This window comes from Veillonella rodentium, from assembly GCF_900187285.1.
Lineage (GTDB): Bacteria > Bacillota > Negativicutes > Veillonellales > Veillonellaceae > Veillonella > Veillonella rodentium.
In genome coordinates, this window is record NZ_LT906470.1 from 1,775,684 (window position 1) to 1,796,731 (window position 21,048).

Genomic DNA, 21,048 nt, shown 5'->3' on the forward strand with positions numbered 1-21,048 from the left:
GGGCTTTTACTTTCATCATAAACAATTTCTTTACATCTCAATCGATTAACCTTAATTTAAAATTTATCATGTCTATAAAATCAGATAAATTCACGGTCCGCATATGTATAAAGTGTACAATTACACGGATTTATGCTAAACTATAAATTAACTTTAAATTTTTTAACTATCAATTCATATCTAGTAGGAGAGCATTAATTCATGAAGTCAACCAAGAATCAGAAGGTCACTGCCGCCCTTTTAGCGGCAACGGCCTTAGGTGGTGTAGCACATGCGGCACCGTCCCTCAATATGAGCGATTTAGTCGGCACTAAGTCCACCGCTGAATCTAAGACTACAACCCCTTCTGCGGCGACTGTGTCTGCTGCGGCTGTACAACAAACTGCGGCGCAACCTACCGCGCCATCCGCCACACAACCGATGGCTGCGTCGACACAATCGGAGATGCAACAAGGACAATCGTCCACATCTACCGCATCACAAGCAAATACGCCCCGTAATACCATTGATGTTACGGCAATAGCACAACCTGTTGCGACAGTACAAAAACCGCAATATACGGTAGACAAAAACACACACACCGTAATGGAGCCGACATTGGCGATGCATAGCTTAATGAATGTACAACGTCAAACGGAGCAGTCGGTAGTGGAAAAACAAGTTGATGGAAAACCGGAATTACAAAAAACTCAAATTCAACGTGCCCCTGTGGTTCAACAGGAACCCTCTACGGCCCCTCTGCCAATTGCAAGAACAACAACGACAAAATCCGTCGTAGCGAAACAAAAACTGACTATACGCGACATCCAACGCGCAGAACGTGAGCGTTTAGAAAAAGAAGCACTGGAGCAAGCGGCGCTGGAAGCTCAGCAGCAACAAGTAGAGGAGCAGAACCGCACAGCAAAAGCAGCTGAAGCACAACGACAAGCCGCTCTTAAAGCTCAGCAAGAACAGTTAGCTGCTCAACAGGCGGAAGCTCGTCGACAAGCTTCCATAAAAGCCGAACAGGAGCGTATCGCGTCTCAACAAACTGAGGCTCAACGCCAAGCGGCCCTAAAAGCTGAACAAGATCGTATCGCAGCTCAACAGGCTGAACACTCCCTCATTGCGGAAGAGCAACGCGTAGCTGCCGAACAGGAACGGCTTCGTATTCAAGAAGAACAACGCCGTATGGCGGAACAAAAATACACATCTGCTCAACAAACCGAAGCACAACGGCAGGCGGCTCTCAAAGCTGAACAAGAACGTATCGCCGCTCTCAAAGCTCAACAGGAACAGCTGGCGGCTCAACAGGCTGAGGCCCAACGTCAAGCGGCCCTCAAAGCCGAACAGGAGCGTATCGCCGCTCAACAGGCTGAGCAAGAACGCTTAGCCGCTCAACAACGCGCAGCGGCAGCTGAAAAAGCTAAGGCTGAACGCGAAGCCGCTATCAAGGCCGAGCAGGAACGTATTGCAGCTTATCAGGCCGAAGCGCAACGCCAAGCGGCTCTTAAGGCTGAGCAAGAGCGCATTGTCGCTCAACAGGCTGAGGCCCAACGGCAGGCCGCTCTCAAAGCTCAGCAGGAACAGCTAGCGGCCCAACAGGCCGAGGCTCAACGGCAGGCCGCTCTTAAAGCCGAACAGGAACGCATGGCCGCCCAACAAGCCGAAGCTCAACGGCAAGCCGTTCTTAAAGCCGAACAGGAGCGTATCGCCGCTCAACAGGCTGAGCAAGAACGCTTAGCCGCTCAACAACGCGCAGCGGCGGCTGAAAAAGCTAAGGCTGAACGCGAAGCCGCTATCAAGGCCGAGCAGGAACGTATCGCCGCTTATCAGGCCGAAGCTCAACGGAAGGCTGCTCTCAAAGCCGAACAGGAACGCGTAGCGGCAGAAAAGGCTAAGGCTGAACAGGAACGTATTGCAGCTGAAAAAGCAAAAGCAGAAGAAGCTGAAAAAACAAAAGCTGCAGCCGAAGAAAAAGCTAAAACGGAAGCAGCAGAAAAAGCTAGAGCTGCAGAAGGCGAGAAAAACAAAGCCTCAGAAACTCAAAAAACCAAAGTTGAGGAAACTAAAACAGCTGAGGACAATACATTGCCTCAATCGTATGTAGAAAGCCGCAACAAAGCTTCTACAAAAGGACCTGCTATAACGGACGAAAAGAATATACTTTCACAACCTATGGATCCGCCGTTGCAGGCAGATACATCCGCGAAAATCAACTTGACATTCGATGCCAAGAATTACGAAACCATGACGGGCACGGTGGATAACAAAACTATCACCTATCGTGCATTTGAATATATTCCTTATGTATCAAATCCGATTGACATCGACCAGCAATACCTCAATATCTATGTGCCGGAAGAATACTTTAACAACGGTACGATAAACGGATATACGACACAAACGGCACCTATCTTTATGCCGAACTCGGTAGGCGGTTATATGCCAAGTCAACCTATGGTACCGAAAGCTGATAATGGCAAGCCGAACAGTGCCCTTTACGCATTGTCCCGCGGTTATGTTGTGGCATCACCTGCTACGCGCGGTCGTACCAATAAGGCATCCGACGGCAATTACATCGGCAAAGCGCCGGCGGTTATCGTCGACTTACAGGCCGCTACGGCTTATTTACATGCAAATGATGCCGCTATGCCGGGTAATGCAAATCGAATCATCACAAACGGTACCAGTGCGGGCGGTGCAGTCTCCTTATTACAAGGGGCTGCGGGCAATAACGTTGACTTCCAGCCATACTTGCAAGCCCTCGGAGCTGCTACGGCACCGACCGATGTATACGCATCCTCTGCATACGCGCCGATTACAAACCTCGATGCGGCAGACATGGCTTATGAATGGAGCTATAACGGTATTACATCATTCGATAAAGTATCTATGGGCCAAGGCGAATTACCGCAAGCCAATGTTTCCGGTAACGCCGCTCCACCGAAACGTACAACACAGCGTGTAACCTTAAATACGGATGACGTGGCATACTCGAACTTGCTCAAGGAACACTTCCCTGACTACGTAAACAACTTGCAATTACGTGACTCCATAGGACGTGTCTTGAGACTCGACAAAAACGGTGACGGCAGCTTCAAGGCTTATGTGAAAGCTTTCATCATCGATGCGATTAATAAAGCGCAAGCTAATGGTACGGACGTATCGAAGCATACATATGTGATTCGAGATGCTAAAACAGGTGCTATTAAAGATATCAACTGGGAAGCGTACAATCGTTTTGTAAGTCGCTCGAAGGCGCCGGGTGCATTCGATTCACGTAGTAACGACTCCGGTGAAAATAACCTCTTCGGTACAAGTACAAGCGATAACAATCACTTTACGATTACCGCCGCTCTGCACGATACGACATCCAATCAGGATGTATATGTAGAAAACGCAAAAATTGTTACCATGATGAACCCGATGAATTATCTCGGTTCACCGGCGGCAACAAATGCACGTTACTATCGTATCCGATACGGTACAGCGGATAGTAACACATCCATGGCGATTCCGTTAATCGTCGGCACACGTGCACAAAACCTCGGATACAGGGTAGACATGGCGACGCCGTTCAACGTGGATCACTCCGGTGACTATGACCTGGAGGAACTGTTCAATTGGATGGATTCGATTGTGAAAAACGGTCGCTAACAGATTGCTAATCAAACAATTATATAGTACATGAAAGTACATAAAGAAAGGACCTCCCTACGGAGGTCCTTTTCTGTCACGCTTCTTTCACTCACCATTTTTACAAGTATTCATTGCATTGTGAAAATGTATAAGTTTCGAGATATTATATTTTCAGAAATCATACTTTCAAAATATTACATTACCGGAAATATTATACGTCCAAGAATTTATATATCCGAGAGCACTATGCTTCCGGGAACAAAGGTGTCGACAAATAGCGTTCCCCTGTATCAGGAAGAATCACCACGATGTTTTTACCTTTATTTTCCGGACGTTTAGCCAACTCTTGAGCCGCCCATAATGCAGCACCGGAGGAAATACCAACCAATACGCCTTCGGTATGGCCGAATGCTTGAGCCGTTTTGAATGCATCATCATTCGCAACCTGAATAACTTCATCGTATATATGAGTATCCAATATGTCCGGAATGAAACCGGCGCCTAAGCCCTGGATTTTATGAGGGCCCGGTTTGCCATTCGATAACACCGCGGAATCAGCCGGCTCTACGGCAACCACCTTGACGCCCGGGTTCTGTTCTTTCAAATAGCGCCCCGCACCGGTCAATGTACCGCCTGTACCGACACCGGCTACATAGATATCGACAGCACCGTCTGTGTCCTGCCAAATTTCAGGACCCGTAGTTTTATAATGAACTGCAGGGTTCGCCTGGTTTACGAATTGGCCCGCTTCAATCGCCCCAGCCGTAGCAGTTACGATTTCTTTAGCCTTAGCAATGGCCCCCTTCATGCCGAGAGATCCATCGGTCAATACCAGTTGAGCCCCATAGCCGAGCATCAATTTACGACGTTCAATGGACATTGTTTCCGGCATTACAATGACTACCTTATAGCCCAATGCGGCACCTACAGCGGATAAGCCGATACCGGTATTGCCGGATGTAGCCTCTACGATTGTACCACCGGGCTGTAATTCACCGGATTCCACAGCCGCCTGAATAATAGCCGCCGCAATACGATCTTTCACGGAGCCGCCGGGATTAAAATATTCCAGCTTGGCAAAAATGTTAGACTCCGCCCCGACTGTTTTACCAAAGCGTGTAGCCGCTAGCAACGGCGTTTTACCGATTAATTCTACAAAAGATTTTGCGATATTAGACATAGTAATCACTCCTTATCTAACGCTATAAACTATGTAATCATACTGATCATGTTACGAAATAATATGAATTTAAAATAGAACTTTCTATATTAGATGGAGCCATCCCAGTTATCGTATTTAGTATCGAGTTTAGCGTAAGTTCCATCAATCACATCTTGAAGCGTTACGCTGCCCAAATAATCGTGAATGTAGTTTTGCAACCCGGCCCAGAATCCAACGGTCCGCTCATTGATAACCGCATCGGTAGAAACCCCTTCATCAAGAGTGGAAATAATCGCCATGGATTCCTCCGTGGCGAGTAAAATCTCGATTATGGTGTATTCCTCTGGGGCTTTGGATAGTCGATAACCGCCGTATTTTCCACGAATACTATCCACTAAATCAGCCGCCACTAATCGGGCTACAATGCCTTCCAGATATTTTTCGGATATACCTTGACGCTCTGCAACGGATCGTAAGGACACGGGCTTTTCCTGCCCCTGCTCCGCCAAATCGATGAGTACCATCAACGCATATCGGCCTTTTGTGGAAATTCTCATATATTTTGCCTTTCTTTATAAAAGCCAAGACGCTCTAATATATTTAAAATGTAATTCCTATCTACGCTTTCAAAACCTTGTATATCACTAGGAATTAATTTTATTATAAAATAACTGAATCAAAATTGCAAGAACTTATATAACACAAAAGGACCAACCCGAAGGCCAGTCCTTTTGCGTATAGTTTGTAGTTTGTTATATGAGGTTTACCATGATGAATTGGAGAGGGTTCATCAGGTTATTGGGACTTACCGGAATCGATAGGGATACGATCCGCGCCCGTAATATCATTTGAGGAGTTGTCTAAATGGTCTAGATAAAAGGTATACGAGATAAATTAAATTTTACCTACAAGATCAAGACCCGGTTTTAACGTTTCTTTACCCGGTTTCCAACGTGCAGGACACACTTGGTCACCATGTTTAGCTACGAATTGAGCCGCTTGTACTTTACGTACTAATTCTTCGGCGGAACGACCGATACCCATGTCATGGATTTCAGCAGTACGAATGATACCTTCCGGATCCACAACGAATGTACCGCGATATGCCATAGCGGACTCAGGATCGAATACATCAAAGAAATCAGCTAATTCATGTTTCTTATCAGCCAACATGTAGTACTCGATTTTATTGATACTTGGAGAAGCATCGGACCATGCTTTGTGAACGAATTCGGAGTCAGTGGATACGGAGTATACTTCACAACCCAATTCTTTCAATTCCGCATAGGAATCTTGTACATCTTCCAATTCAGTTGGACAAACAAATGTGAAATCCGCTGGATAAAATACGAACACAGACCATTTACCCAATACATCTGCAGTGCTTACCTTTACCAATTCAGGTTTTTTGAAAGCATCAAGTGTAAACTCAGGAAGTTTTTTACCTATAATAGACATCATGTCCTCCTTGTATAAATTCCATTTTTAGTTAACATATTTACATTGATGTACTTATCATCAAATCTATATCTATCTTTGTCTATATAATAACAAAAATCATTTAATATTGCAAGCATTATTTTTAAATTTATCGATATATTTTTCTGTAACAGTTTTGACTGTCAAAAAAGAAAGCAGATACTCATTTCTGAGCATCTGCCTTCTTTTTACGTACCACTATCTTTTTACTGCTTATATATCCTCCACCGAGGAATAGACTGCCGACAACGGCGGCACCACGTCTAGCAACGCGGCCTGGTGTAGATTGTTCCTTGCCGGCTTTACCATACACAAATTGTTCAAGCTTAAGTGCAGCTAATATAAATAAACCTATAATAGATATAATCTGCATCATTTTTTAAGTTCCAGGATTGCATCTACAAAACCACGGAATAACGGATGTGCATTGTTCGGACGCGATTTAAGTTCCGGATGAGCTTGCGTCGCCACAAAGAACGGATGATCCTTTACTTCGATACTTTCCACCAAGCGGCCGTCCGGAGATGTACCGGAAATAACAAGCCCTGCATCTGTCAATTGTTGACGGTATTCATTATTGAACTCATAACGATGGCGATGACGTTCATAGATTAAGTCCTTGCCGTACACTTCATGAGCTTTTGTGCCCGGTTCCACCTTACATGGATAGATACCGAGACGCATGGTGCCGCCTTTTTTATCTACATCAACCTGGTCGCTCATCAAGTCGATAACTTTATACTTTGCATGTTCATCGAATTCGCTGGAGGTTGCACCTTCCATACCGCATACGTTGCGGGCGAATTCCATAACAGCCGATTGCATACCGAGGCAAAGTCCCAAATATGGAATCTTGTTTTCCCGTGCATACTGAATGGTACGGATTTTGCCTTCCACACCGCGAGAACCGAAGCCGCCCGGTACGATAATTCCTTCTACCCCTTCAAATACGTCTGCAGGATTTACAGATGTATCATCCAACTCCTCGGAGTCAATCCAACGGATATTCACCTTTGTATCGGCCGCAATACCCGCATGGTCCAAAGCCTCTACAACGGAAAGATACGCATCATGTAATGCCACGTATTTGCCGACGATGGCAACGGTAATATTCTTGCTGGGGTTCAAAATTTTATGAACCATGTCCTTCCATGCTTCCATGTCGCAAGGACGGTCTTCAAGATCAAGCTTCTTGATAACGATTTCATCAAGGCCTTGATCCTGCATCATCAACGGTACTTCATAGATAGAGTTACACGTCTGATTTTCAATAACCGCTTCCTGTTCCACATCACAGAATAAAGCAAGTTTTTCCTTCATTTCATCGGAAATATGTTTTTCACTGCGGCATACCAAGATATCCGGTTGAATACCGATACTGCGCAATTCTTTTACGCTGTGCTGTGTAGGTTTGGTTTTCAATTCGCCTGCGGCATTGATATATGGCACCAAGGTTACGTGAATATACAGTACATCATTACGACCTACCTCTTTTTTCACCTGGCGGATGGCTTCCATAAAAGGCAAGCTTTCAATATCCCCTACGGTACCGCCGATTTCGGTAATGACCACATCGGCATTATCCTCTTTACCTACGCGGTACACACTTTGCTTGATTTCATTTGTAATATGAGGAATAACCTGAACCGTACTGCCCAAATAATCCCCTTTACGTTCTTTATTGATGACAGACCAATATACCTTACCGGCAGTAATATTGGAACGTTTGCTGAGATTGATATCGATAAAACGTTCATAGTGACCCAAATCAAGATCGGTTTCAGCGCCGTCATCGGTTACGAACACCTCGCCATGTTGATAAGGGCTCATCGTACCCGGGTCGATATTAATGTAAGGATCAAACTTTTGAATCGTCACATTAAATCCGCGGTTTTTGAGCAAACGACCTAAAGATGCCGCCGTAATCCCTTTACCAAGAGAAGAAACAACGCCGCCAGTTACGAAAATATACTTAGTTGCCATGATGCCTCCCACCTATTACATTTTTTCCGGAGCGGAAATACCTAAAATCCCCAAGCCTTGACGAAGAACGAGGGCAATCGCCGTAATGAGTCCAAGACGAGCTTGTTGTAATGCCGGATCCACGCCAATAATACGCCCTTGACGATAGAACGAATGGAACATGCTCGCCAAATCATAAAGATAACGGGCAATGCGATGCGGCGCACGATGTTCTGCCGATTGTACAACCTCTTCCGGATATTCAGCTAACTTTTTAATTAACTCTAATTCCATTTCACTTGTAAGCGTTGTGAAATCAGTTTGACTATAATCACCAAATGCAATACCGGCTTCACGCACCTGATTATAAATGCTGTGAATACGCGCATGAGCATATTGGATATAATACACAGGGTTATCATTGCTGCGCGATTTCGCCAAGTTAATATCGAAATCGAGTTGGCTATCGAGAGAACGCATCAGGAAGAAGTAACGAGATGCATCGACGCCGACCTCGTCAATCAATTCATCCAATGTGACGCTGTCGCCGCTGCGTTTAGAGAGCTTTACGAGTTCTCCGTCACGATATAACGCAACCATCTGTAACAACAGAATCGTCAATTTATCAGGATCAAAATCAAAAGCGGCCATAGCTGCTTTCACACGAGCCACATAGCCATGATGATCGGCACCCCATATATTGATCATCTCATTAAAACCGCGCTCGTATTTATTGCGATGATATGCGATATCCGCCGCCAAATACGTAGGAACGCCGTTATCACGAATAACCACGCGGTCCTTGTCATCACCATAATCCGTGGATTTCAACCATAAGGCGCCGTCCTGTTCATAAATAGCGCCGAGATTTTTTAACTGGTCTACAGCATATTGAATTTCATTAGTTTCATGCAAAGTTCGTTCACTGAACCAGTTATCGAAGGTTACGCGGAAATCTTTCAACGTCGCCTCTAAGCGGGCCAATTTTTCTTTAAGCCCCGCCTCTTTGAACAAGGCAATACGATCCGCCTCGCTCATCGCATTTAACGTATCATAACCCTCTCTATCGGCAATAGCTTTCGCCGTTTCGATAATATCGGGACCACGATAGCCGTTTTCAGGGAACACGAGCGCCCCTTCCGGAACGTTGAACTCCGGCATACAGCTGTCTTCATTGCGCTTAGGCGGGAACACCAAGGTAGCCCCCTGCAGCTCTTGAAAGCGATATTCAATGGAAATCGCCATATTATCGATCTGATTACCCGCATCATTGATATAGTACTCGGACTGCACATTATAACCGGCCGCACGCAACAGATTAACCAAAGCACTGCCATATGCCGCACCGCGACCATGACCTACGTGCAACGGACCTGTCGGATTCGCACTCACATATTCCACCTGAATTGTATCCCGTGCGCGTAAAGGCTGCATACCATACGTTTCGCCCGCATTCAAAATGGCTTTCAACGTATCGTATACCATATCGGATTTCAAGAAAAAGTTGATGAATCCCGCACCGGCCACCTCTGCACGGTCAAGCCAGTCAAAATTCATATGACTAATCAAAGCCTCCGCAATAGCACGAGGATTTTGACGAGCGACGCGTGCCGATTGCATGGCGATATTGGTGGAAAAATCACCGAACTCTTTTTGAGGTGGCACTTCGAGAACGATTTCCGGATAGTCTCCGGCCGGTAGTGCACCGCTGTTAATCGTATCTTGTAACGCCTGCTCAATCCCCGATTTCAGGATTTCCTTCATGTCCATGCTCTATATCCTCCCGCACGTCTATATCTAACTGATTATAAAACTGCCATTCACCTTCAACGGAAATATCATAGCCAAGATGAACGTGACCGCTGCCATCGTGAAAGTCCACTGTTAATTCATGAGTGTTAACAGCCATATGCAGATCACCATATGGCGTTTCATAAATAGATTCTCGCTCTTCACCACGGATGTATTCATGACGCATATTCACCGCACCCGTTCTGAGAAGCACGATGGAGTCATCATAAATTTTAATCGTCGTCTTGACCCCGTCCATACCGGTCACGCTTGATTCTTCATAACGTACATACTGTACATTCCCCTTTTCGTGCCACGTACCGGGCGAGATCAATTCAACCACGGTATCCTTGCCATCCATATCTCGTTGTACGCTCTTTACGGACACCAGAACCCGCTTCATATCTCAACCTCCAAGGTAGTAATTAACTAATATATTATATCATAACTGCAGATTAATTTGTATCCTTTAAGAGTCTCAACTTCTGTGTCTTCGACATCCGTTTAATGGCGTATTCCCTACGTTGAGCCGCCTGTTTCTCGTGAAAGCTTTCCGCATACACCAGCTGTACGGGACGACGTCCACGGGTATACTTCGCGCCGCCCGGAATGATGCCGTTATGAGCCTCCATCCGATGTTTTAAATTCGTCGTCCATCCGCAATACAAGGAGTCATCCGCACATTTTACGATATACACAAAATGTAAATCCGACTCCTTCGAACTGTCTCCGGACAGCAGGACCTTACAATCAACGACGTCGCCACAGGTCGAAGTGCATTCCGATTTCTCATCATCAACCGCGGATCGGGGCTTCTTACTTGCCATTCTTTGCGTCATCAGTAATCGGCTCCAAGGAAATGGAATTGATTACCACCGGCTGTACCGGTTTATCTTTACCGTCCGTTTTAACCTTACCGATTTTTTCCACTACATCCATGCCTTGCACTACAGTACCGAAGATGGTGTGCTTATTATCAAGCCAATCCGTAGGTCCCAACGTGATAAAAAACTGAGAACCGCCCGTGTTCGGACCTCTGTTAGCCATGGCGAGAACGCCCATTTTATTGAAATGCAGATCGTTGGAAAACTCATCAGGAATCGTATATCCGGGGCCACCTGCGCCGGTCCCCTCAGGATCGCCGCCCTGAATCATAAAGCCTTCGATAACGCGATGAAATGTAACACCGTTATAAAAGCCCTTCTTCACTAGATAGTCGAAATTCTTCACCGTAATCGGCGCCTTAGAACCTAACAGGCGGACCTTAAACTGTCCGTAATTCGTATCAAATACGGCATATTCATCGGCAATCGGCGCATTGCTGAAATTCGGCATTTTTACGGTATCGGCCTGTACGGTATTTCCTTGCGGCTGACTCGTTCCGCTCTGACTACTGCAAGCGGTAGTACCCAGCACGACAATTCCCAACATAGCGCATAATGCCAAACGTTTCCAGTTCATAGCATCTCCTTTTACATTAAACCGTCACACAACGTGCAACAAATCTTTTATACTAAAATTTATTATAAATCGATATTCACATAGAAAAGCCGCTCAACCCGTGAGCGGCTCTTTTTTAGTATATCATGTTTTCAGAAAAAAATGGTTTAAATAAATATTAAATTTATCATTTTGCTAAATCCGCATAGACCATTGCATTTTTCGTCTATCCAACGATTCACTTAAAATTATCAGTCAATCCATTTAAAATGCTTGCATGCGTTATAAATCCCGTTCTTATCACAATCCGTCGTGATGTAATCAGCCTTTTCTTTCAGCTCCGGCCGTGCATTTCCCATAGCGATGTTAAGCCATTCAGGTCTAAACATGGATAAATCATTATAACCGTCACCAAACACGACAGCCTGGTTCGGCTTCATACCGAAATAATCAAGCATTTTACGAATCCCCAAGGCCTTTTCCATCGGTTCGTAAAGAACACAGCCGTCGCCGTAACGAATGAGCTTATGCGTCATATGCTCAATATCCTTCGCCTCTTCTTCGCCTTCTTTGAAAAACACGTAGATCTTATAAAATTCATCTACACTGTGAAAGTCAAAATCAGGATCCACCGTCGTTTTAAATACATCCCAATCGGGATGCCAATCGAGGATTTCCTTATAAGGCGTAATACGCCCTAACTTATTACGGTCCGTAACAGCCCAGGGAATATGGTGAGATTCCAAATATTCCAAATACTTGATGCATGCCTCACGATCCATGCCGATCATGGATACAAGTTCATTATTTACGGTAATGCTGTGACCGCCGTCCGCTACAAAATTGGTGAGCCCCGCCCTTTCCGCAAAACGTTTGGCATCGACCTGGATACGTCCCGTCGCCAACGCCACCTGATGACCGCGACGTTGAAGTTCATCTAAACAATATTGCGCACTGTCCGGAATATTGCCTTCCGGCCACACCGCCAACGTGTTATCGATATCGAAAAAGAAAAATTTCTGTTCCACAGGCCCTCCTAATCACGTCCGCTCATCAATTTAAAGCGTTCCCGCTGCTCCACTTCAGGATATTTTTCACGATCCACATCACTCAAAAACATCTCAAGAGGACGCACATACATATCGCGCTCATCATACAGCTTTTGATATACTACAAGCTTTTCACCCGTTTCAGAATGCGTTGCCACATCCAGCACATAGTAATACATGCCCTTAAAATGTCGATATAAACCGCCTTTTACAATATCTCTCATCATTAACCTCATTATATAGCATATAGCAATGTGACAACTCAGCCTAAAATCATTATGATAACGACTCTATATATTCGATGGCATCTTTCAACATATCTCTCGTAATTTCATACGGCGATATTACGATATCGCGAACGGACACGGCCTTTTCAACAACCTGCGGAATATGTGATTCATCAAGATCCAGCTGTGAAAGCTTCGTCGGCCATCCGATAGCTTTATAAACAGGCAACCATCGTTTTAATTCATCCAACTGTTTATCCACCGCAAACAAGATTAAAAGACCAAAGGCCACCATTTCTCCATGTAAATGATGTTTCTCCGTTTTCTCATTCGTAGCGCAGCCATAACAGATCGCATGTGCGATATTGCTGTTATAATCGCCGGGCATACAGCCGGATACGATCCCCGTCGTGAAGATAACGGTCATCACCATCATATCAAAGGCTTCACTGCGTCGATGCGCCTCATTATCCTTATAAGCCTGTAATCCGTGTTCCAAAATCGGTTCGCTACACATGGAGGAAAGTGTAAGCCCTAATTGCGTGTTATATACCTGCTCACGATTCCGTGCAGACATAAGTGTTTCATAGTGCTTAGCGATGGTATCCCCCATACCGGCCCAAAGATAGCGGCTCGGTGCATTCACCAAAATCTCCGCATCGATAAAACAATGCACGGGCGGATGATTCACAAAGGCTACATCATCAAAGTTATGGTCTGCCGTATATACAGCAACAGCTTCCGACGTAGCCGCACAGGTAGCAGCGATGGTAGGAACCGTAAAGAACGGTTTATCATCGAGTTCAATTGCCACCAGCTTCACCGTATCGATAGCCTTACCGCCGCCGACAGCAAAGAGAAAGTCCGCGGCTTTCACCGAAGGCATTTCTGAGATTTCCTTGCTTCTCTGAAATGTGCATTCTCCGCCGAACAAAATGACATCAAGAATCTTGATGCCGGCCGCCTTAAAAGCCGACTCCAAATGCGGTAACGCTGCGGCTAATGCCTTTTCGCCACCGATAACCGCCACCGTGAATCCATAACGTTTTGTAAATTGAGAGATCAACGAAAATACTTCGTGACCGCCAAAACTGTAACTGGGTAAACAATGAGTACTACGCATAATGTTCTCCTTTCAAATGTCTTTCTACAGATTAATTATAAAAATTCCTCTATCCGAAATCAATGGATAGAGGAATTTTATGTATCGCTATGAGATTACGCTTTCACAGAATCACTCACTAAACCCTTGTGAATAAGACCTACAATAAAACCGAGAACTGCAAAGCTCACCCAGCCCATGCCGACCGATTGGAACGGAATATATTGAGTAAACAGATTTTCCAAGAAACCCGGTGCAATACCTGCCGTTTCGAGGCCGCTCATGAGGGCCGAAATCATGGTGAAAGCCATCGTCCATGCATAGATACAACGACGACCGCCGAATACATTATGACCAAGCGCCAGGAAGATAATTACTATCGTCAACGGATATAGCAGCATCAAAACCGGGATAGCCGCACTGATGATGGTTTTCAAACCGAACATACTGAACGCAAAGGCGGCTGCGGAAAAGATAACTACATATAGTTTATAACTAATCTTCGGGGTCAGCTTGTGGAAATACGTTCCGCAGGACGTGATCAATCCGATGCTCGTACTGAGGCACGCCAAAAGAACGATAATCGCCAATACGATTTCACCGAAATCTCCGAATAGATACTGGGAGCTGACGGACAATACAGGTGCGCCCGTATCGAACAGACCGAAGCGTTCCACGCTGGTAGCGCCGATATTGGCGATAAAGATGTATACCACGCCGAGTAATGCTACGGCAATAGCCCCTACCTCCATCACGGTTTTCGTAATGACGTCGCGAGAAGTAGCACCGCTGAGACGTACAAAATCGATAACAAGAATGGCGAACACCACCGATGCGAGAGCATCCATCGTGTTGTAACCGTCAAGGAAGCCCTGCAATACCGCTGTCGGTGCATCACCATAAGCCGGTTGCGGCACACTATAGCCGCCAAGAGGCGTAATAAATGATTTTACAATCAGCAGCAAAATAACAAGAAGCAATGCAGGGGTCAAAATATTGCCGATACGGTTAACCAATTTTTGAGGACTGATGGACAACCATAAAGATAATCCAAAGAAAATAGCTAAAAAAATAGGCTCCATATTCATGTTCAAGCCTTCTGTAAAAGGCTTGATTGCAATTTCATAAGCAACCGTGCCCGTACGAGGTATAGCAAACATCGGTCCGATACTCAAGTAAAGAGCAACCGTATATAGCAGTCCGTAAATCGGATGTACACGGCCCGCTAATTCCTCTACATCCTTACAACCGGAGTAACCCATGGCCACAACGCCTAAGAGCGGCAACCCTACACCTGTCAATACAAAGCCGAGCAAAGCCCAGCCTACATTATCACCGGCGTGCTGACCGAGCGCTGCCGGAAAAATCAAATTACCTGCTCCGAAGAACAACGCAAATAACATCATGCCTATAGCCCAATACGCTCGGGTAGACAGATTACCTGTTCCATCCATAAAAATTGTACCCCCTTTAGGTCGTATATAATAATACTTTATATTATATACAATTAAAGGGGTGATACACAATATAAAATCCAATATCCATGTACACAACTATTTCTTGCGTATAAAAACCTGTACATCATAAAATGTGCTGCCCCAGCCTTCATCGGTCGGACGATCGGCGGTCAATACATTAATACCATACTCAGGGTCGCTACATTGAGATTGCCACCACACGCCGAGGGTCACCAACGTACCGCGTTGCACATCTTCATCATGATAAGCTTTAATCTTGACGGAGCCGCGTTGATTATAAATTTCCACCTCATCGCCGTCTTCGATACCATAAGCCTTTGCATCATCGGGATGAATCCGCAATTTCATCAACTCCGGATCATCAAAATCAAGCTCGCAGAAACTGGAGTCAAGAATTCGTATATCATTTCCGATAATGAGCCAGAACGGTGCATCATCACCATATGGAGACATATACCGGATTAAAGGCTCCATATCATTCGGATTATATAATTCAATTTTACCTGACGGCGTTTTAAAATCGAGCTTATAATTATCGGGCACCGTCATTTCTACGGGCTCCCCGTCAAGAATACGATTCTGATCTTTCACCGATACACGGTCCGACGTCCGCACAATGCGCTCAATCAGATCCCGTTCCGTGAAAGTAAAAAATTCATCATCCAATCCCATACGACGGGCCAGTTCCGAAATGACCTGCCAATTGGAGCGGGACTCGCCGACCGGATTAATCGCTTTATAGCCGGTACCGATTGTATAATGTCCGTACGAATTATATATATCATCATGTTCAACCGACGACGTGGCCGGCAAAATAACATCAGCGTATTTACATGTATCCGTAAAGAACCGCTCGTGAACGACAGTAAACAAATCATCGCGCATGAGCCCTCGACGCACTATATTCTGATCCGGCAATGTAATAGCCGGATTTGACGAGAATATATAAAGACTGTGCACCGGTGTTCCTTCCGGTTCCGTCAACATCGAGCCAAGCTTGATCATCGGCATGAACCGTTTCGCCGGAGCATTAACTTGCGGTTGCTGCATTGCCTGTTTTCCCACAAACTTACTGCCGCTGGCACTGGATAGAAGACCGCCACCTAAATGCTGCCACGCTCCAACAACTGCCGGCAATGCATTAATAATCCGGCAGGTCATACAGCCATTCCCGTATCTCGACAATCCGCTACCGAGACGAATAAACGGTGCCCGCGCCTTAGCATACGCATGAGCCAGCTCCGTCATACGCGCTGTGGATACACCGCAGATTTCAGATGCCCTTTCAGGGGTGAAATCTTTCAATACCTTATCGACCAGATCCGCATATCCCTGTACATATCGCTCAATAAATGTCGTATCATCAAGCCCGTCGCGATAAATGATGTGCATCATTCCCAATGCCAGTGCCCCGTCCGTACCCGGCTTCACATATACACATTCATGAGCCTGACTGAAGGTATATGTCTTATGCGTATCAATAATCCATACACGAGCACCGCTTTTCTTCGCCACGTTCACATCGTGCAGAATATGAACGTCCGTAGCCGAAGCATTAATTCCCCACAGTATAATAAGATCACTATGTTGCGCCTCTTGAGGTTTAATCGCTAACGTATCACCATAAACGGAACGGAATCCGGCCTGCTTTGCGGGCGAACAGATGCCTCTGTCCTGATCCGTGGCACCGATTCGACGAAAAAAATAATCTGCCGCAGCGCTTTGAACAATCCCCATTGTGCCCGCATAGGAATACCGCAATATGCTTTCACTGCCGTAAGTCTCAATAGTCTGTTCAAAATTATCCGCAATCATGGATAATGCCTCATCCCAGGATGTGCGTACATATTGAGACTCACCGACTCCCTTCCTGCCGATGCGCTTCATTGGATACCTGAGACGCAACGGCGAATGAATCGTCTGCTCGTAATGAACCATCTTCGGACACAAGGTGCCTCTTGTAAAAGCATGCTCCTTATTGCCTCGCACGGATATCAGCTTATCGTCTTCCACCGACAGGATAAGGCCACATGCATCGGGGCAATCATAAGGGCATACGGATTTATATTCTTTCATAATAAGCACCTCACTTATAAATTGTACAAACTATAGGATGTATATTTATATTATAATATAGGATTTATATAATAGGTGTAATCTTTGATACAATCCTGTTTCTTTCAGAATATACATCACTCACCGAAATGTATATCAATGCATTCAGTTATCACATTATATATATTACCTCATCATTAAATGTGATATATAAATTTGAACAATTCAATATTTATCGATATCTATCCATTATCATTCTTTCTATAATATTGAACAGATATAGTAATAATGCCTATAAAAATTCTGTAATTTTATAAAAAACACATCCATTGATGACTAAAAGTAATACCTATATGATTTTAGGTATAATCGGACATTATAAGAATGAATTACAGATTTTGTGATGAAAATCACCGTAGCTTATGCGTATTTAGTAATGTTATTCACTATGTAAAACTATTCAACATCACTTGTATCTGTGCTATACTGACAGTGTCATTTGAGAGGATATAGAGCTCACCGGATATCATGTAACGTTCATGGTTGTCGCGAAGTGGAGTTGGCTATATCAGGTACATTTTTCTGAAAAGAGGTTTTAACAATGGCAGACGCAAAAAACACTGTGTTATTCCCTTATGAAACACTAAAAAAATTAAGCATGGACGCTTTCCAAAAATTCGGTTTCACTGAAAAAGAAGCGGACATCATCCAAGATGTACTTTTAACTTCCGATTTGTTCGGTATTCAAAGCCATGGTATGCAACGTATGGTTCGTTACCACAAAGGTATCACTAACGGTTTGATCAAAATCGACGCTAAACCAGAAATTGTAAAAGAAACTCCAATCTCCGCAGTTATCGACGGTCATGACGGCATGGGTCAGTTATTGGGCCACAAAGCTATGGAAATGGCTATCGAAAAAGCTAAAAAATCCGGTGTTGGTATCGTATCCGTACGTAACTCCAATCACTACGGTATCGCCGGCTACTATGCTAAAATGGCATCCGACCAAGGCTTAATCGGTTTCTCCTGTACGAACTCCGAAGCAATCATGGTTCCTGTATATGCTCGTAAAGCTATGCTCGGTTCCAACCCTATCGCTTGGACTGTTCCGGCTGATCCTGTTGACTTCTTCTTCGACTGCTCCACTACTGTTGTAACTCGCGGTAAACTCGAAATGTACAACAAAATGGGCAAAGCTACTCCAGACGGCTGGGCTGTTAATAAAGACGGCGTTCCTTCCACTGATGCAGCTGAAGTATTGGGCAACATCTCCCGTCATGAAGGCGGCGGTATCCTTCCTCTAGGCGGTGCTACTGAAGTTCTTGGCGGCCATAAAGGTTATGGTAACGGCATGATTGCTGAATTATTCTCCTCCATCTTGTCCCAAGGCGGCACTTCCAACAAATGTATGGTTGGCGGTAAATCCAATATCTGCCACGGCTTCATGGCTATCAACCCTGAATTCTTCGGCGACCCAGCTGAAATCAAAAAACACTTCTCTCAATTCTTACAAGAATTACGTGAAGCACCTAAAGCTCAAGGTCAAGATCGTATCTACACTCATGGTGAAAAAGAACACGAATCCGTTGCTAAAGTTAAAGCAGAAGGTATCCCTGTTCTTAACGGTACAATGCTTGAAGTTCAAGACCTTTGCAACGAATTAGGCCTTGATTTCAAATCCTACTTTGGCGATTATGTACCAGAAGCTCCTGCTACAATGTTCAAAGGTAACTACTAATATCTTAAGTTAGTATTGGCCCTGACACGGACATGTAGTTAGTACAGAAAGGGGACATAAACACTGTTTATGTCCCCTCTCTTATGTTTTAACCTCTCACAACGATGAGGTTAAAAATTTTTAGAGATTATATCACTTTTTGCGATAAGTATATCTATTAATATGTTGTAACTTCTTATTTTTGCTGAACTTTTACAAAATTATATAATAGCATTTTACTCATCAAATAATTTGATTAACACTACATCGTCCTGTTAAGCATATAAAAATTTTTATTTTATCGAAAGGATGATTTTAGAAATGAGTGCTATCACCGTTTTATTAGCGTTAGCGCCTATCATTTGGTTAATCGTAGCATTATCCATCTTGAAATTACCGGCATGGCAAGCAACCACTGTTGCCGCAATCGGTTCTTTTGTTATCGCCATTACAGCATTCCAAGCTGATCCATTCCACATGGCGACAGGCGCCCTCGAAGGTGCCGCATTGGCCCTTTGGCCAATCCTATTAGTTATTACAGCTGCTATCTTTGTTTATAACTTGGTAGTATACACAAAAGCCATGGAAACAATTAAAACCATGCTTTCTTCTGTAACATCTGATACTCGTGTACTTGCATTATTATTAGCATGGGGTTTCGGTGCTTTCATGGAAGGTATGGCCGGTTTTGGTACTGCCGTTGCAATTCCTGCTGCTATGATGGTTGCCGTAGGTTTCGATCCGCTAAAATCTATCATTGCATGTCTCGTTGCAAACTCCGTACCTACTACATTCGGTTCCATCGGTATTCCGACAACTACATTGGCATCTTTGACCAACCTTGATCCAAGTCATTTGGGTACATTCATTTCTGTACAATTATTCTTACTCAACTTGATTGCGCCATTCTTTGTTGTTATGATCATCGGTGGCGGTATCAAAGCATTGAAAGGCGTATTCCTCGTTACCTTGCTTTCCGGTTTAGCATTAGCGGTTCCTGAAACAGTAATCAATGCCGTAATGGGTCCTGAATTGTCCGTAATCTCCGCCTCCATCGTAATCATGGCGGTTATTATTATCTGTGCAAAAATCATGCCTCCTAATGACCCTGAATACGCAGTTAAACAGACAGGAGAAACTCCTAAGGTTTCCGGTGGTGAAGGCCTTGTAGCAGCTATGCCGTTCATTTTAATCTTCGTATTATTGTTATTAACTTCTAAATTATTCCCTGCAATCAACGGACCTTTAGCATCTATTAAGACTTCTGTACCAATCTACACAGGTCAAGGTGCTAAACCTTATACATTCGTATGGATTGCAACTCCCGGTATCATGATTTTCATCGCCGGTATTGTTGGCGGTTTCATCCAAAAAGCAAAAGCCGGTGAAATCTTCGGTACATTGGGTAGCACTGTTAAGAATTTGAAATTCACATACCTTACTATCATCACGGTTGTTATGACAGCTAAATTGATGACGTATTCCGGTATGACTGCAGATATCGCAAAAGCAATGGTTGCCGGTACGGGTACCTTATATCCGCTATTCGCTCCTATCGTAGGTGCATTGGGTGCGTTCCTGACCGGTTCCGGAACAAACTCCAACGTACTGTTCGGCCCGCTTCAAATCGCTGCGGCTCAAGGCCTAACCCCTGCAAACTGGGAAGACCTCGGCTTCTGGTTGGCAGCCGTTAACTCCGGTGCAGCCGGTATCGGTAAAATGCTGTCTCCACAATCCATTGCAATTTCCATCGGTGCCGTAGGTCCTGCTTTGAAAGCATATCTGGAAAGCCATAAGGAAATCAGCGCCGAAGAAGCTCATAAATTAGAAAACGAAGTACAGGCGAATGTTATCATGAACAGCGCTTTCAAATACTTCCTCATCTTCATCGTTATGCACGGCTGTATCTCCTACTTCGGTCAGCATTTCATCCATGAAATCCATCATATATTCTTCTAAACA

Annotated in this window: 17 protein-coding genes; 3 read left to right on the plus strand and 14 right to left on the minus strand. The window is 44.6% G+C overall.

All coding sequences use genetic code 11. The annotated features are described in order from the left end of the window. The first annotated feature begins 201 nt into the window (after positions 1 to 201). Positions 202 to 3,639, plus strand: coding sequence for a subtype B tannase (locus CKV62_RS09520; RefSeq protein ID WP_197696273.1), 3,438 nt, complete (start codon positions 202 to 204; stop codon positions 3,637 to 3,639). A gap of 226 nt (positions 3,640 to 3,865) precedes the next feature. On the opposite strand, the gene cysK is transcribed toward CKV62_RS09520, so the two are convergent. From cysK to CKV62_RS08330, 14 genes are all read right to left on the minus strand, one after another. Next, entirely contained in the window at positions 3,866 to 4,801 is a 936-nt protein-coding gene (cysK, locus tag CKV62_RS08265) for a cysteine synthase A (protein WP_038117152.1), read from the minus strand. An 89-nt stretch (positions 4,802 to 4,890) separates the two neighbouring features. After that, positions 4,891 to 5,340, minus strand: coding sequence for an RrF2 family transcriptional regulator (locus CKV62_RS08270; protein WP_038117155.1), 450 nt, complete (start codon positions 5,338 to 5,340; stop codon positions 4,891 to 4,893). A 337-nt stretch (positions 5,341 to 5,677) separates the two neighbouring features. Beyond that, on the minus strand, positions 5,678 to 6,241 hold the full coding sequence (gene ahpC / locus CKV62_RS08275) for an alkyl hydroperoxide reductase subunit C (RefSeq protein WP_038117157.1): 564 nt from the start codon (positions 6,239 to 6,241) through the stop codon (positions 5,678 to 5,680). Between the two features lie 184 nt (positions 6,242 to 6,425). Then, complete coding sequence (locus tag CKV62_RS08280; protein ID WP_095066486.1) at positions 6,426 to 6,638, minus strand: hypothetical protein; 213 nt, start codon at positions 6,636 to 6,638, stop codon at positions 6,426 to 6,428. After that, positions 6,635 to 8,245, minus strand: a complete 1,611-nt coding sequence (locus CKV62_RS08285; RefSeq protein WP_095066487.1) for a CTP synthase — start codon at positions 8,243 to 8,245, stop codon at positions 6,635 to 6,637. The genes CKV62_RS08280 and CKV62_RS08285 overlap by 4 nt, the downstream gene beginning before the upstream one ends. A gap of 15 nt (positions 8,246 to 8,260) precedes the next feature. After that, positions 8,261 to 9,994, minus strand: coding sequence for an arginine--tRNA ligase (gene argS, locus CKV62_RS08290; RefSeq protein ID WP_095066488.1), 1,734 nt, complete (start codon positions 9,992 to 9,994; stop codon positions 8,261 to 8,263). Next, positions 9,960 to 10,418: a YwiB family protein gene (locus CKV62_RS08295; protein WP_038117165.1), complete on the minus strand. Its 459-nt coding sequence runs from the start codon at positions 10,416 to 10,418 to the stop codon at positions 9,960 to 9,962. Before CKV62_RS08295 ends, argS begins: the two co-directional genes overlap by 35 nt. Before the next feature lie 52 nt (positions 10,419 to 10,470). After that, complete coding sequence (locus CKV62_RS08300) at positions 10,471 to 10,842, minus strand: GIY-YIG nuclease family protein (protein WP_422821973.1); 372 nt, start codon at positions 10,840 to 10,842, stop codon at positions 10,471 to 10,473. Next, positions 10,832 to 11,476, minus strand: coding sequence for a peptidylprolyl isomerase (locus tag CKV62_RS08305; RefSeq protein WP_095066490.1), 645 nt, complete (start codon positions 11,474 to 11,476; stop codon positions 10,832 to 10,834). The genes CKV62_RS08300 and CKV62_RS08305 overlap by 11 nt, the downstream gene beginning before the upstream one ends. Before the next feature lie 230 nt (positions 11,477 to 11,706). Then, positions 11,707 to 12,483, minus strand: a complete 777-nt coding sequence (locus CKV62_RS08310; protein ID WP_095066491.1) for an HAD family hydrolase — start codon at positions 12,481 to 12,483, stop codon at positions 11,707 to 11,709. Between the two features lie 8 nt (positions 12,484 to 12,491). Next, positions 12,492 to 12,728: a DUF1653 domain-containing protein gene (locus CKV62_RS08315; RefSeq protein WP_095066492.1), complete on the minus strand. Its 237-nt coding sequence runs from the start codon at positions 12,726 to 12,728 to the stop codon at positions 12,492 to 12,494. Positions 12,729 to 12,780: 52 nt separating this feature from the next. Further along, positions 12,781 to 13,854, minus strand: coding sequence for an iron-containing alcohol dehydrogenase family protein (locus tag CKV62_RS08320; protein ID WP_095066493.1), 1,074 nt, complete (start codon positions 13,852 to 13,854; stop codon positions 12,781 to 12,783). Between the two features lie 95 nt (positions 13,855 to 13,949). After that, positions 13,950 to 15,287 (minus strand): branched-chain amino acid transport system II carrier protein, encoded by a 1,338-nt coding sequence (gene brnQ, locus CKV62_RS08325; RefSeq protein ID WP_095066494.1) that lies wholly within the window; start codon positions 15,285 to 15,287, stop codon positions 13,950 to 13,952. 99 nt (positions 15,288 to 15,386) lie between these two features. Beyond that, complete coding sequence (locus CKV62_RS08330) at positions 15,387 to 17,387, minus strand: molybdopterin-containing oxidoreductase family protein (RefSeq protein WP_095066495.1); 2,001 nt, start codon at positions 17,385 to 17,387, stop codon at positions 15,387 to 15,389. A 580-nt stretch (positions 17,388 to 17,967) separates the two neighbouring features. Between CKV62_RS08330 and CKV62_RS08335 the strand changes: the two genes are divergently transcribed. Together CKV62_RS08335 and CKV62_RS08340 are read left to right on the plus strand one after the other, a co-directional pair. Beyond that, positions 17,968 to 19,107: an Ldh family oxidoreductase gene (locus CKV62_RS08335; RefSeq protein ID WP_038117179.1), complete on the plus strand. Its 1,140-nt coding sequence runs from the start codon at positions 17,968 to 17,970 to the stop codon at positions 19,105 to 19,107. 300 nt (positions 19,108 to 19,407) lie between these two features. Further along, entirely contained in the window at positions 19,408 to 21,045 is a 1,638-nt protein-coding gene (locus CKV62_RS08340; RefSeq protein WP_095066496.1) for an L-lactate permease, read from the plus strand. Positions 21,046 to 21,048 lie beyond the last annotated feature (3 nt).